Raw genomic sequence first — 14,336 nt, 5'->3', positions numbered from 1 at the left:
GACAATTAGTAATGTTAAAACGCTTTTAGCGAATTTACATTTGATTGATAAAATTATACCGAACAACGTAATTTATTTTTAACATATTACAATTATTTGCAGTAAAATTTACCATAAATACAAATAATTCAATCGTGAAATATTAACATTAATTTAACACAACTAACTATCAATTAGATAATTACAAATTAAATTATTACGATTTCGCTAAAATCACCCATCTTTTACCTTACCGTTAGCCATCAAAATAACTGCAAAAAAAGCCAGCAATACTATAGGGAAAATTCTTATAAAAGATGCGATGCGCAGGCTGCTGAAATTAAAGTCGAACACCACGATTAAATATAACATTATAAGCACAGGGTTGTAAGAATATCTTCTCAATAAATTATAAGTAATTAAAAAAACCACTCCCTGCAAAAAAAAGAAAATAACAATGCCCGGCATCAGTAGATTAGCATAGGCGGTTCCAAAATTTTCGGCAGGCCATGATGTTTTAGAAACCTCATCTCTGGACATAGGAGGCTCATAATGTTTACCATTAACAACAATCGCATTAAAATATACACCCTGGTCTATCTGGGGCAACTTAGATTTTTCCTGTTTTTTAAACGGTATCAGGAAAGGCTCAAAAAAGCCTTTAAAGTTCCAGGCAGTAGTACTATTAAAATAGTTAGCAGCAAAAACATCTATATAGGTGTATGATGTTTGGTACACAAAGTTACGTGCGGTAAACTTTGCCTCTGTATCTTTAAACCGAAGTGTTGGTATAATTATGATGTACAGCAACAACCCCACTCCAAGAACCGAACTGATTGCCAATGTTTTTTTATTTATTTTGATATTTTTTAGTAGGTAATGCATAGCTACTATAAGTGTTACCAAAAACACTAAGGTATTTTTTCTCGCTCCAAAACTGGAGAACACAAAAATGGTTACAATTGCCAATACAACCGTTATAACCTTATCAAACATTTTATTTTTAAGCTTTATACACAGCATAAACATAAGTGTGCTAAAGGTTAAAAAAGGCAACAGTGCCAAAACATACTGGCCGCTTTGCAGCTCTATGCGTTTATTTATGTTATTGAGCAGGTAGCCCAACCCTCCTATTCTTGACAAGAACACAGTATACGCACCCATACCAATTGCAAAAAACACAACGGCAAGCAGCCTTACATTTTTATAATTATAATTAGCAGATGCAAGCGGTTTAAAAAAACCACCCAATTTTTTATCAGCAAAAACAACGCCTGCCACTAAACATAAAAAGGCAACGGTTTGCACTATGGTGTATTGCCAAAATGCTTCTGAAAGCGAAACCCCGCATACATTTAATATGGGCTTTAAGAATGAATTGGGGTTGAACGCCGTAAACAACAGAAACGGCAAATTGAATACTGCATATTTTACAGATATGAATTTTAATGGAGCGAACACATCGTTACTACCGGCAAATTTATATGTCAGAAAGTACAATAGTGCAAACCAGAAAAAGCATAAAAATATCATGTACCGGGAGTAAGGTTATTATTGGCCTCTACGTTTTTTGCCATAAGCACAAAACTTATTAATATAAAGATATTAAACACCAAAAATAACCAATAATTAAGCAACAGCAAGTAAACCAGCAACGAAACACAGAATAGCACAACCGGTAACAGCAATTTTGCAATAACTGATATTTTTAAGTTGGTACTAAACATAGCACGCATTATAACCAGCATATAAATAAGGCTTATGCTTTCTCCTATCAATAAAGCAAGGCCCAAACCTTCGGAATAGTTAGTATACCCAAAAGCAAAAAGGCAGGCTACCGTTAGGGCCGATTTTATAATGTTGTAAATAAAAATTTGCTTAGAGAGGTTTGTCTTTTTAAGGAACTCGTTTATTATCATCCCGAAATTTTGGATAGAAACCGCCATAATCAAATAGCATACAATACTCATATTAAGATCCAGCTTATCGCCAGTCCATTTGGTGTAGATGTACGGTATTAATGGCAAAACAACCGTAACCCCTGTAATGATAACAAAGGTAGATATCTTCCAGAAACTTACCATTCTGCCAATAATATACTGCGGGTTACCTAACGAAAACTGTTTTTGAATATCAGGCATTAGCGGTATTACTGCCGCATTAGATACCCTGAAAACCGAGTTGGATATTACCCTGCTTGTAGTAAACACTGGCAATATAGAGGTTACAAACAAACTGGGTATTAGTATGTTCAGGCCATTTTCGTATACTTTCTCTACTAAAAAACTACCGGTTAGCAAAAACGATCTTTTTACCGCCCAAAACGATTTTATAAAGCTTACACCTTTAAAAAACGGAATAACAAAAGGCACCCGGCTTTTTACGTACAGCAGCGTAAAAACAGTAAATAATATGTTGGATGCAAATATGGCAAGGCTTGTAATAAATATGCTTTTGGTTGTGTAAATGGCAATAACGGTAACCACAAAATCAAACAACTCGCCAATTGTCTGGTATTTAATCGTAGTTTTGATTTTGCCAAGCGGCTCGAAAATACGCAGCAAAAACATGTTATTATACTGAAAAACTATCTTAGCTAAAACCAACAGAAAAAGGCTGTAGTGCCCATTGGTATTAAGTATGTACGTTACCGGAAATGTGGATACGGCAGAAAGCAATATGGGCGCAGAAATAACTGCACCCAATAGTATTTGTAGTATTATGTATATGTAATTTGCCCCCTGTGCTACAATTAACTCATCTTTAATAGTGCCATTTTTATGATAGCCAAGATTAATTAAGTTAGACGAATAATGCAGCTGCCCAAGGTTGATGGCCCTTATCATTAAAACTATAGATGACAGTACAATCCAGAAAGCATATTCGTGGCTGCCTACAGCATGTATAAATGCAGGTACCAGTAAAATTTGCCTAATAAAACTTATACCTATCGAGTAGCCACCCCATTTTACCGAGCTAAAATAGCCACCCTCAACTTTTAGTTTCAACAATTATAGATCTAATTTAGTTGCCTTGTTAATTTACCAAAAATAGGTAAATTAATTAAGCAAATCAGAGTTTGCTTTTTCCAGCTGGCCGTATACATTTTTAACCTCCTGAGAATGCTCTTTATGCAATATAAGGTTAGCATTGTGGGTGTGTACAAAAATGGTATTTTCAAGGCCAAGAAATGCAGTATAATTATCTGTACCAATAACCATGTTGCCAAACTCGTCTACGGCATGGCCCATTTTTTTAAGATAGTCGTAAACCGAATCAAAAGACCCAAGGTCTGACCACCTGAAGATTGCAGGAACCACCTTGATTTTTTTACTACGCTCCATTACAGCATAATCGATACTGATAGAAGGTATATCCATAGACAGGGCTTCATCAAGCCTGCCGTTGGCGTTATTTTGCCATGCAATAAGCGATTTTTCGTATACTGCCGGCTGGTATTCTTTTAATTCTTCCAGCAATACACTTGCCTTAAAGCAAAACATACCGCTGTTCCATAAAAAGGTGCCACGGTCTATAAATTCCTGGGCAGTTACCTGGTTGGGTTTCTCTCTAAAAGATACTACCTCATCGCCTTTGTGCTCTATGTAGCCATAGCCTGTTTCGGGCTTGGTTGGGTGCACACCAAACGTAACTATAAAGTTTTGGCGTGCCTTGGCAACAGCCTCTTCTATAGCCTGTTTGTAGGCCTCAGGGTTTTCTATAATATGGTCTGAAGGGGTAATGATCAAAATATCTTCCGGGTCTGATGCAAAGGCTGCAAAAGCAATTGCTGCAGCAGTATTTCTTGGTACTGCCTCTACAATATCAAGATAATCTGTATTGCATTTTTCTAAAACCTCCCTGCTTAAATGGCAGTTGTCTTTACTACCCACTACAATTACATTATCGGCAAAAGTAACATTCCTGTCTACAGTCATTTCAAAAAGAGATTTCCCTCCAAAAATAGGCAGGTACTGCTTAGGTCTGCTTTTTCTTGATAATGGCCATAAACGGCTTCCAACGCCTCCTGTAAGTATAACATGGGTAACTTTGCTCATTGTAATAGGTTTAAATTTATGCTTTTAATAATGGTTATTCTATAATTTTTTAACGTTGCCAAGTTATAACTTAAACCTGTAACCGTAAAAATTTTAGTATTAATTTAATGTTTTATTAAATACGGTATTACGTATTAATAAGCGAAAGGAGCTTTACCCCATAGCCGCTTTTTAGCAATGGCTCGCATAACTGCCTAAATTCAACCTCATTAATGTAGCCCATTTCGTAAGCTACACCCTCTATCGCACCAATTTTTAGGCCCTGGCGCTCTTCTATCACTTCTACAAACTGAGATGCCTGCATAAGGCTCTGGAACGTACCGGTATCTAACCAGGCCGTACCGCGGTCTAAAATGCTAACGCTAAGTTTGCCTTTTTCGAGGTAAAATTTATTTACATCGGTAATTTCAAGCTCGCCCCTGTGGCTTGGCTTTATGTTTTTGGCTATTTCTACAACATCGTTATCATAAAAATAAATGCCGGGAACCGCATAGTTCGACTTTGGCTTTTCTGGCTTTTCTTCAATCGAAATTGCCTTACCATCGGCATCAAATGCCACTACGCCATAACGCTCCGGGTCGTGTACGTGGTAGGCATAAATAACGCCACCATCAGGATCGTTATTAGACTGCAATAATTTTGCAAGGCCCGACCCATAAAATATATTATCGCCCAATATTAACGCTACCTTATCTGTACCAATAAAATCGGCACCAATAACAAAGGCTTCGGCAAGGCCGTTTGGCAATGCCTGAACGGCATACTCAAAACGGCAGCCATATTTTTTACCATCGCCCAACAAATCCCTGAACAAAGGCAGGTCTTTAGGGGTAGAGATTATCAATATTTCGCGTATACCGGCCATCATTAAAGTAGATAGCGGGTAGTATATCATGGGCTTATCATAAATAGGCATTAGCTGCTTACTTACAGACAATGTTAGCGGATGCAGCCTGGTGCCCGACCCGCCGGCCAAAATTATTCCTTTCATTACTGTGGTAGCTTATTGGTTAACACCTCTATCAGAATATTGTTCGTCATAATATTTCATGTACGTACCAGACGTTACGTTTTTAAGCCAGTCGGCGTTGTTTAAAAACCAGTCTACAGTAATTTCAAGGCCTTCCTCAAAAGTAACCGATGGTTTCCAGCCCAACTCGCTGTTAATTTTAAACGCATCTATTGCATAACGCAAATCGTGCCCCGGCCTGTCTTTAACATAGGTAATAAGCTGTTGGCTTTCGCCCTGCTCCCTGCCCAGTTTGGTATCTAAAATACCACAAAGCAGTTTTACCAGGTCTATGTTTTGCCACTCGTTAAAACCACCAATATTATATGTTTCGTGGTTTTTGCCGTTGTGGTACACAAGGTCTATTGCTATGGCGTGGTCTTTTACAAACAGCCAGTCGCGGGTATATTTACCGTCGCCGTAAACCGGCAACGGTTTTTTTTCTATAATGTTATTGATAAAAAGCGGAATTAGCTTTTCCGGAAAATGATTAGGCCCGTAATTGTTAGAGCAATTGGTAATTACAAACGGCAGGCCATACGTTTCGCCATAAGCACGCACAAAATGATCTGACGACGCTTTTGATGCCGAATACGGCGAGTTAGGCGAATACGGGGTAGTTTCTGTAAACAGGCCCTCTGCACCCAGTGTGCCATATACCTCATCGGTACTTATGTGATAAAAGCGTTTGCCCTCCCAATTGTTTTGCCACAGGTCTTTAAAGGCATTAAGCAGGTTCATGGTGCCAATAACATTAGTTTTTACAAACGCTAACGGGTCTGTAATAGACCTGTCCACGTGCGATTCTGCCGCTAAATGCACCACACCTTCAAAACGGTGCTCTGTAAAAAGGCCGTCTATAAAGTCTTTATCGGTAATATCGCCTTTAACAAAAACGTAGTTTTTGCTATCTTCAATATCTTTAATATTTTCTAAATTACCTGCATACGTAAGGGCATCCAGGTTATAAATGGCATAATCAGGGTAGTTGGTTACAAACCGGCGTACCACATGAGAGCCAATAAAACCGGCGCCTCCCGTAATAAGTATCTTTTTCATGTTAGCTTTTTCCTGCACAGTATATTTTTTACCTTCCAATAACGTGGAATACAAATCCTAACGATTTTAAGTATTCTCCATCCAATACATTCCTGCCATCAAAAACAAACGCAGGTTTTTTCATATTATCGTAGATACGTTGCCAGTCGTAACCTTTAAACTCATCCCACTCGGTTAATATTGCAATGGCATGTGCATCTTTACAAGCCTCGTAAGGATCTGCAAATACGGTAATACCTTTTTGGTTTTGTTCCGGTGTTCTTGACTCAAGGTAGTTAAGGTCAGATAGTATTTGCGCTTCTTCTACTTTAGGGTCGTAAACAGCAATACCTGCCTGCTCGTATAGTAAGTCATCGGCTACGTAAATAGCGGCAGACTCTCTTGTATCATTCGTATCTTTTTTAAACGCCCAACCAAGGAAAGCGATTTTTTTGCCCGATACCGTATTGTAAAGTGTTTTAACCATATTGGCGGCAAACCTTCTTTTTTGGTGATCGTTCATTATAATTACCTGCTCCCAATAATCGGCAACTTCGTCTAATCCGTACGATTTGGCAATGTACACAAGGTTAAGGATGTCTTTTTGGAAGCATGAGCCACCAAAACCAACCGATGCCTTAAGGAATTTAGGGCCAATACGGCTGTCCATGCCAATGGCACGGGCTACCTCGCTAACATCGGCTCCTGTTTTTTCGCAAAGCTCAGACATTGCGTTGATAGACGATACCCTTTGTGCCAAAAATGCATTGGCCGTAAGCTTAGAAAGCTCAGAAGACCATACATTAGTGGTAAGTATCCTTTCTTTAGGAATCCAGTTAGCATATACCTCAACCAAGGCATCGATAGCTGCAACACCTTCAGCATCGGTGTCGCCACCAATAAGCACCCTGTCCGGGGCAAGAAGGTCTTCCATAGCAGTACCTTCGGCCAAAAATTCAGGGTTAGAAAGTATCTGGAATTTAACACCGTTACCGGTATTATCTAAAATACTCCTTACCGCCTCTGCAGTACGTACCGGCAGTGTCGATTTTTCTACAACAATTTTATCATCTTTAGCTACCGCTGCAATTTGCCTTGCGCATAGCTCTATATATTTAAGATCGGCCGCTTTACCCTTACCTAAACCGTAGGTTTTAGTTGGTGTATTAACCGATATAAAAATCATCTGGGCTTCGTCTATAGCTTTTTCAACTTCTGTAGTAAAAAATAAGTTACGGCCTCTTGCTTCGCCAACAATTTTATCAAGACCCGGCTCATAAACCGGCAGGTTGTCTAAATTTTCGTCGTTCCATGCAGCAATACGCGCCACATTTAAATCAACAATTGTAACTTTTATATGAGGGCATTTAGCCGCAATTACAGCCATTGTAGGACCGCCTACATATCCTGCCCCGATACAGCAAATATTTGTTATCTTACTCATTACTTATAATATATTGTTATATAAATTATTGAACACAAACTTACAGTTTTTTTTAACTTTATGAAGTATATTTTTAAAGCCTGCCGTGGGCTTTTTTACCCAGCACCCCTTTAACATCATACACTATGCATTTTTCTTTTTGAAGCATATTAAGATCGAGCTCCAAAAACTCCTGATGTGCCACACCCAGCACAAGGGCATCAAACGTTGTTGCCGGTAAGGTGTTGGTGGTTACAAGGCCGTACTCTGCAAATACTTCCTGCGGGGTTGCCCAAGGGTCGTAAATGGTTACCTGTATACCATATTCGTCTAACGCCTTTATAACATCTACAATTTTGGTGTTGCGAACATCGGGGCAATTTTCTTTAAATGTAATGCCCAGCATTAGCAGCTGCGCCCCATTTACTATAACCCCATTTTTAATCATGAGCTTAACAACCTGAGAGGCCACATAGTCGCCCATGCTGTCGTTAAGCCTGCGCCCTGCCAGTATAATTTCGGGGTGGTAGCCTGCCTCCTGCGCCTTTTGGGCAAGATAATAAGGGTCTACCCCTATGCAGTGGCCACCAACAAGCCCCGGTTTAAACGGAAGGAAATTCCATTTTGTGCCCGCCGCCTCTAACACATCGCTGGTATTAATATCCAGCAGGTTAAATATTTTAGAAAGCTCGTTTACAAAGGCAATATTAATATCGCGCTGCGAATTTTCTATAACCTTGGCAGCTTCGGCCACTTTAATGGAAGGCGCCATGTGGGTGCCCGCCGTTATAACCGATTTATACAGATTATCTACCTTTATTGCTGCCTGCGGTGTAGAGCCCGATGTAACTTTTATAATTTTTTCTACGGTGTGAAGCTTATCTCCCGGGTTGATCCTTTCGGGCGAATAGCCTGCAAAAAAGTCAACATTAAACGTAAGGCCGCTAACACGCTCCAGCACCGGTACACATTCATCCTCTGTAACACCCGGATAAACGGTAGACTCATATATTACTATATCGCCCTTTTTAAGCGATTTGCCCACTACCTCGCTTGCCTTGTGCAATGCGTTTAAGTTGGGGCGGTTGTTTTTATCAACCGGGGTAGGTACGGTAACTATATAGTAATTGCAGTCTTTTAAAGCATCTGGGTTACTGGTGCAAAGCAGGCCATTGCCGGTGGCATAGCTGCTTAAAACCTCTTTAAGTTGGGTACTCTCTATTTCTTTGGTAAAGTCTTCGCCATTATTAAGCTCATCAATTCGATTTTGCTTAACATCAAAGCCTACTGTAGGGTACTTTTTTGCCATTAAAACGGCAAGGGGTAAACCTACGTAGCCTAATCCTATAATTGCTATCTTCATTTATTTAAATGCAACAACGGGTTTTAAATTATCCCAATACCACTTTACGGCCTGCTCCAGCCCCTGCCCCATTGAAAATTGAGGAGTGTAGCCCAACAGGTTTTTAGCCTTGTCTATACTGGCTAAAGAGTGTGGTATATCGCCTTCGCGGTTGGGCCCGTACACAATGGCAACATTGGCAATTGCGGGGTCGTAGCCGGAAAGAAATTGTTTTAAGTAATTCACCATTTCATTAAGCGTGGTGCGTTCGCCAAAAGCGGTATTATAAACGGTATTAACCGCATTTATATTTTCTACAGCTAATGCAAGCTCATTCATCTGCACTACATTATCTATATAAGTAAAGTCTCTGGAGTGGTTGCCATCGCCATTAATAACCGGGCTTTGGTGCGCCATTAGCTGCATTACAAATTTTGGTATAACCGCTGCATACGCCCCGTTAGGGTCCTGCCGGCGGCCAAACACATTAAAATACCTAAGGCCAATGGTTTGCAGCCCATAGGTGCGGCTAAAAATATCGGCATACAGCTCGTTTACATATTTTGTAATAGCATATGGCGATAACGGCCTGCCAATGACATCTTCGGTTTTAGGAAGCATCTCCGAGTCGCCGTAAGTAGACGAGCTCGCGGCATACACAAACCTTTTAACACCGGCATCGCGCGCGGCGGTAAGCATGTTTAAAAAGCCGCCCACATTAACATCGTTAGTGGTAATAGGGTCTTTTATAGAACGCGGTACCGACCCTAATGCCGCCTGGTGCAACACATAGTCTGCACCTGCTACCGCCTTTTGGCAGTCGGCCAGGTTGCGGATATCGCCCTCTATAAGTGTAAATTGCGGATTACCCAGATGGTGCGCTATGTTTTTTTTATGCCCTGTGGCAAAATTATCCAGGCACACTACAGTACAGCCTTTTGCAATAAAATGGTCGCATAAATTAGAGCCAATAAACCCTGCACCTCCGGTAATAAGTATCTTAGTTTGTAGGGTTGTTTGCATTGGTTAATGTGCTGTTTTTGCCTGGGTCTGCCATCTGATTAAGATGCAAATATATATACTAATATTTTAACAGGCGGTTATTTATGATTGCGAGGCTCTCTTTTATCGAAAATTCAGCCAACAAATATTCTTTTTAAAATATTCAGAAAAAATACAAATTTGAGGATTTTTTCGTCAAAAATCCCGTTAAATAAGTGTTAATTTCTGTAAGCAGCGGCCTACATATTTTTCATAGATATTTCAAACGGCACCCGGTGGATGATGCTCCTGCCCAGGGTAACCTCATCGGCAAACTCCAGCTCATCGCCCACGGCAATACCGCGCGCAATAGCCGATGTTGTAATGCCGTACTCTTTTATTTGCCTGTAAATGTAAAAGTTAGTGGTATCGCCCTCCATAGTAGAGCTCAGGGCAAAAATAAGTTCTTTAACCCCGCCTGCCTTTACTTTTTCTACCAGCGTGGGTATATTAAGCTGGCTTGGCCCCACCCCGTCTATAGGCGATATCTTGCCTCCTAACACATGGTACACCCCTTTAAAAAGGCTGGTATTTTCTATAGCCATAACATCGCGAATATCTTCTACAACACAAATTATAGAGGTATCGCGCGATGTGTTGGCGCATATCTGGCACAGGCCACTATCGGCAATGTTGTGGCAGCGGTTGCAAAACTGAATATCAGTACGCATTTTGTGCAATGCCTCTGCCAGCTGCCGGGTTTGCTCTTCGGGCTGCTTAAGCAAATGCAGCATAAGGCGCAAGGCCGTACGCTTGCCAATACCGGGCAGCTGCGAAATTTCGGCCACGGCCCTTTCCAGTAGTTTAGAAGACATTTCCATAGTGGTGCAAAGGTACAAAATAGAGGGCAATTTTTGCCTTGTTACCGCCCCGTGGCAACACAAATTTTATTAGCTGTAGGATTTTAAAAAAAAATTGCTTGCTTTGTAATACAAACACAACACTATGCAACCGCTAACTATACTCTCCATAATAATTGTTTACTTTGGCATACTGATATTAATATCGCGCCTGGTAAGCCAGAAAGACAGCAGCAACGATACGTTTTTTAAGGCCAACAAAAATTCTAAATGGTATTTGGTGGCTTTTGGTATGATTGGCACGGCGCTAAGCGGTGTTACGTTTATATCGGTGCCTGGAGAGGTAGGTTCGCCCAACGGCGAGCAGTTTAAGTACTTTCAGTTTATACTGGGCAACGCCATTGGCTTTATAATAATTGCCAAGGTGCTGCTGCCGCTGTATTACCACCTTAACCTAACATCTATTTACGGGTATATAGAGGGCCGGCTGGGCTATTACAGCTACAAAACATCGGCCATGATATTTTTAATAAGCCGTACTATTGGGTCGGCTTTCAGGCTGTATTTGGTGGTAATTGTGTTGCAGCGCTATGTGTTTGATGCCTTTGCCATTCCGTTTTGGGTAACAGTGCTAATATCGCTGTTGCTGATATTTGCTTACACCTACAAGGGCGGACTTAAAACCATTATTATTACCGATACGCTACAAACGTTCTTTTTAGTATCATCGGTATTTTTTACCATCTATTTTATTTGCGACAGCCTGGACCTGAACATTACACAGGCGTTTGAAACCGTTAAGCAAAGCAACTACTCCAAGATCTTTTTCTTTGACGATTTTATTACCAGCCGTTTCCATTTTGTTAAGCAAATTGTTGGCGGTATGTTTGTTACCATTGCCATGGTGGGGCTGGACCAGGATTTGATGCAAAAAAACCTGAGCTGCAAGAACATTGGCGAAGCCCAAAAAAACATGTTTACCTTTACGGGTATCTTTGTTATCATCAACCTGTTTTTTTTAGGTGTGGGTGCCCTGCTTTACATTTATGCCGCCAAGAACGGTATTGAGGTACCTACCGAAATGGGCAAGCCGCGAACCGACCTGCTTTTTCCTGAAATTGCCTTTAATCACCTTACCATAATTCCGGCAGTAATATTTTTGTTAGGATTAACCGCTGCCACCTTTGCCACTACCGATAGTGCCCTGACGGCGCTAACCACATCGTTTTGTGTCGACTTTTTAGGGATGGACAAAGCCGAGAACCTTGCCAAAACCAACAATGTAAGAACAAGGCACTTTGTGCACATATCCTTTTCGCTGCTTATGTTTTTGGTAATTATAGTGTTTAACGCCATTAACAATGCCTCTGTGGTAAGCATGATCTTCAGGATAGCATCCTATACATACGGCCCGCTATTAGGCTTGTATTGCTTTGGCCTGTTTATGAAAAACCTTACCGTGCGCGACAAACTCGTGCCGTTTGTGTGCATAGCATCGCCCCTGCTAACACTGGCTATAAGCTTAAATTCTGCCAGCCTGTTTGGCGATTATGTTTTTGATACCGAACTGATCATCGTTAACGGACTGATAACCTTTTTACTGCTACTGTGCATCAGTAAAAAACCGGTGGCTAATATTGGTTTATCGAAAGCATAACCAGCGTACAGGCTACCTCTATGCCAATGCCGTTTTCGCGCAACAGCGCATATAATTCGGGGTTTTCTGTACCCGGGTTAAAAATAACGCGTTCGGGTTTTAAGCCAAGAATATAATCGTAATACGGTTTTTGATTCATAGGGTTTAAGTACAGCGTAACGGTGTTTACGCCATCAAAAGGGGCTGCGCCTTTTTCTATCTTAATACCATCAAGGTTGTCTTCTTTTTTGCCCATAGCCACTACGGGGTGGCCAAAGCGCTGCAGCATTTTTACGGCTTTATAAGCATAGCGGCTGGGCTCTGTAGAGGCGCCCATTACCAGTGTTTTTTTAGTTTCCATGGCTGTGTATTTTAAGTAAATATACCAAAAAGCATGCCCATATACGTACATTTTAGGCTAACTATAACATAGCTACGGCTCGTATTTGTAATCTACGGGCAGCAGGTCGCCTGCCTTAAGCTCGCCCATGTAGCCGCCAAAAATCACTTCAAACAGCGGGAAAAACAGCCCATTTTCGTCAATATAAAAATAGCCCTCGTTAAAGCCCAGGGTACTTTGCTCTTTGCCGTTGCGCATAAGGTCGAACTTTACATCGCCATACTTAGACTGGTTCTTTTTCTTCATAAAGCTCATGCCGCTACTGGCTATGGCAGCACGTGTGTTCTTTACACTCTCGGGTATATCAATCAGCGTCACCTTTTTGTAATTGGCGGTATCGGTCACCTTAAAATAGCTTGTATAGTCTACCGGAATACGGTCAGCATACAACTGGTACTTTTCCTTTTGCCAGTCGCCGGCAGCAATAGTGCGCATAAAATGTACCGGAGAACCTATGTAGGCCTCCTTGCGTTTTTTATCGGCCTTGCCTTTTTCAGAGAGGTCGGTAAAAAACGTAGTGCCTGCAAAGTAGCTCTGCCGTATGGCATCGTCCTCCAGGGTGGTGTAGCCGTAGTTGGCCTGAAATCCCTCCAGGTCGAACGCCAGCTTATACTCTAAATAGCTGTTTTTAATAATCAGCGGCTTAATTGCAGTGGCCTCCAGCGTGTTGGTAGTGGTATTAAAATGCAGGTTAATGTCCTGCTCGTTCTCTATTTTGCAGCGCGACCCGCCACGGTTGCCCAAAAACTGCCTGCGGAAAGCACGCAGCATTTGCTTGCGCGTAAAGGGCCCACCCTTGCTAATAACCACCTCGTTAAGCATAATGGCATCTTCGCGAAGCAGTACTTTAAACGGCTTACCGTATTTGTAAGGGTCTTCTATACGCAGGGTTTCAAACCCCATAAAAGTAATTATCAGGGCAGCGTTGTACTTATGGCCGGTAGTTATGCTAAAAAAACCCTTAGCATCGGTATTCGCGCTAATGGTGGTGCCATCTATGTACACAAAAGCGCCCTCCATAGGTTTGTTCTCGGCTTCATCAAAAACATAGCCCGATATGGTTTGCCCATAACTTACAGAAAAACTTAGCAACAGCAGTAACAACAATGCCCTCATTTGGTAAACGGTATTTTTTTTAAAGGTATTAAAAAACTAACTACACTAGATTTACACAATAGATTGAATGCATATAAATTTGTTCAAAATCTTTTAAGACTTTTTTCGGCTTTAAATAATCTATGACCGTCTCGAAATCAAACTTTTTAATCTGAATAAAAATATTAGCCACATCCTCCAAGCTATCAACCTCATAACTAAAGACATAACCATCTTTATGCGAATCATGGCTTACATCAAAAAATAATCGAAGGTCAGATTTGTGATAATATCTATTTTCAATTTCGATAGTATCTTGCGCAGCTGTTAATTTAATAATTTCTGCTACAGATTTAATTTGGTGTGCTGTCATAGTAAATATTTGTTTTATGTAAAGATAGCAACCGTATAACCTGTTTAAAAATCTATTAAATTCAGTGTTATCAAATTTCACCTCACAACAAACTGTGTTTACCGCTCAGCCATTAATCGTAAAGGCAAAATGGGTAATTTTG

General features: G+C 40.7%; 13 protein-coding genes. 1 reads left to right on the top strand and 12 read right to left on the bottom strand.

What is annotated here, in order from left to right:
- Positions 1-213 precede the first annotated feature (213 nt).
- The 9 genes from G509_RS0107170 to recR form a co-directional block, all read right to left on the bottom strand.
- A complete protein-coding gene (locus G509_RS0107170; protein ID WP_131450727.1) occupies positions 214-1,512 on the bottom strand; it encodes a hypothetical protein in 1,299 nt (432 codons plus the stop codon).
- On the bottom strand, positions 1,509-2,987 hold the full coding sequence (locus tag G509_RS0107165; protein WP_026990895.1) for a polysaccharide biosynthesis protein: 1,479 nt from the start codon (positions 2,985-2,987) through the stop codon (positions 1,509-1,511). Before G509_RS0107165 ends, G509_RS0107170 begins: the two co-directional genes overlap by 4 nt.
- Before the next feature lie 51 nt (positions 2,988-3,038).
- Positions 3,039-4,037 carry a mannose-1-phosphate guanylyltransferase gene (locus tag G509_RS0107160; protein ID WP_026990894.1) on the bottom strand — a complete coding sequence of 333 codons (999 nt, stop codon included), beginning with the start codon at positions 4,035-4,037 and terminating at the stop codon, positions 3,039-3,041.
- Positions 4,038-4,164: 127 nt separating this feature from the next.
- Complete coding sequence (rfbA, locus tag G509_RS0107155) at positions 4,165-5,028, bottom strand: glucose-1-phosphate thymidylyltransferase RfbA (protein WP_026990893.1); 864 nt, start codon at positions 5,026-5,028, stop codon at positions 4,165-4,167.
- Positions 5,029-5,040: 12 nt separating this feature from the next.
- The gene (gene rfbB / locus G509_RS0107150) at positions 5,041-6,105 is read right to left on the bottom strand and encodes a dTDP-glucose 4,6-dehydratase (protein ID WP_026990892.1); all 1,065 of its coding nucleotides are present in this window, start codon (positions 6,103-6,105) and stop codon (positions 5,041-5,043) included.
- A 28-nt stretch (positions 6,106-6,133) separates the two neighbouring features.
- Positions 6,134-7,528 carry a UDP-glucose 6-dehydrogenase gene (locus G509_RS0107145; protein WP_035738656.1) on the bottom strand — a complete coding sequence of 465 codons (1,395 nt, stop codon included), beginning with the start codon at positions 7,526-7,528 and terminating at the stop codon, positions 6,134-6,136.
- A 73-nt stretch (positions 7,529-7,601) separates the two neighbouring features.
- A complete protein-coding gene (locus G509_RS0107140) occupies positions 7,602-8,870 on the bottom strand; it encodes a nucleotide sugar dehydrogenase (RefSeq protein WP_026990890.1) in 1,269 nt (422 codons plus the stop codon).
- Positions 8,871-9,872, bottom strand: coding sequence for an SDR family oxidoreductase (locus tag G509_RS0107135; protein ID WP_026990889.1), 1,002 nt, complete (start codon positions 9,870-9,872; stop codon positions 8,871-8,873).
- A gap of 218 nt (positions 9,873-10,090) precedes the next feature.
- On the bottom strand, positions 10,091-10,711 hold the full coding sequence (recR, locus tag G509_RS0107130) for a recombination mediator RecR (RefSeq protein WP_026990888.1): 621 nt from the start codon (positions 10,709-10,711) through the stop codon (positions 10,091-10,093).
- A 124-nt stretch (positions 10,712-10,835) separates the two neighbouring features.
- Here recR and G509_RS0107125 point away from each other — a divergent pair, with 124 nt between their 5' ends.
- The gene (locus tag G509_RS0107125) at positions 10,836-12,347 is read left to right on the top strand and encodes a sodium:solute symporter (RefSeq protein ID WP_026990887.1); all 1,512 of its coding nucleotides are present in this window, start codon (positions 10,836-10,838) and stop codon (positions 12,345-12,347) included.
- On the opposite strand, the gene G509_RS0107120 is transcribed toward G509_RS0107125, so the two are convergent.
- The 3 genes from G509_RS0107120 to G509_RS0107110 form a co-directional block, all read right to left on the bottom strand.
- On the bottom strand, positions 12,322-12,687 hold the full coding sequence (locus G509_RS0107120; RefSeq protein WP_026990886.1) for a CoA-binding protein: 366 nt from the start codon (positions 12,685-12,687) through the stop codon (positions 12,322-12,324). The genes G509_RS0107125 and G509_RS0107120 overlap by 26 nt on opposite strands.
- Positions 12,688-12,759: 72 nt before the next feature.
- Positions 12,760-13,842, bottom strand: coding sequence for a carboxypeptidase-like regulatory domain-containing protein (locus tag G509_RS0107115; protein WP_026990885.1), 1,083 nt, complete (start codon positions 13,840-13,842; stop codon positions 12,760-12,762).
- Between the two features lie 40 nt (positions 13,843-13,882).
- Complete coding sequence (locus tag G509_RS0107110) at positions 13,883-14,194, bottom strand: hypothetical protein (RefSeq protein ID WP_026990884.1); 312 nt, start codon at positions 14,192-14,194, stop codon at positions 13,883-13,885.
- Between the last annotated feature and the right edge of the window lie 142 nt (positions 14,195-14,336).

This window comes from Flavobacterium subsaxonicum WB 4.1-42 = DSM 21790, assembly GCF_000422725.1.
GTDB classification, from domain to species: Bacteria; Bacteroidota; Bacteroidia; order Flavobacteriales; family Flavobacteriaceae; genus Flavobacterium; species Flavobacterium subsaxonicum.
Note: the sequence above shows the minus strand (reverse complement) of the source record. Positions and strands in the feature narration are given on the sequence as shown.